At 34.5% G+C, this 296-nt stretch carries 1 rRNA gene; it reads left to right on the top strand.

Annotated elements, in window-relative coordinates:
* A 5S ribosomal RNA gene (gene rrf / locus CD112_RS13075) occupies positions 1–85 on the top strand; the annotation flags it as partial.
* Between the last annotated feature and the right edge of the window lie 211 nt (positions 86–296).

Here is a 296-nt window from a genome sequence, read left to right as displayed (position 1 = left end):
GTTCCCATGCCGAACACAGAAGTTAAGCTCTTTAGCGCCGATGGTAGTCGGACTTACGTTCCGCAAGAGTAGGACGTTGCCAGGCAATTTCACTTATGTGACCGTGAGGTCATTTTTTTGTGAGAGAAATTGATGAAATTAAAAAACTTAAAAGAAAGTGTTGACTTCACTTTTGAAAAAGAGTATAATTAATTCTTGTCAGTGAAAAAATGAACATTGAAAACTGAATGACAATATGTCAACGTTAATTCCAAATTAACAAACGTCTTAAGGACGTTTTAAAACAATTAGTTTTT

Origin of the sequence: Staphylococcus simulans (assembly GCF_002902285.1) — a bacterium.
GTDB classification, from domain to species: domain Bacteria; phylum Bacillota; class Bacilli; order Staphylococcales; family Staphylococcaceae; genus Staphylococcus; species Staphylococcus simulans.
Note: the sequence above shows the minus strand (reverse complement) of the source record. Positions and strands in the feature narration are given on the sequence as shown.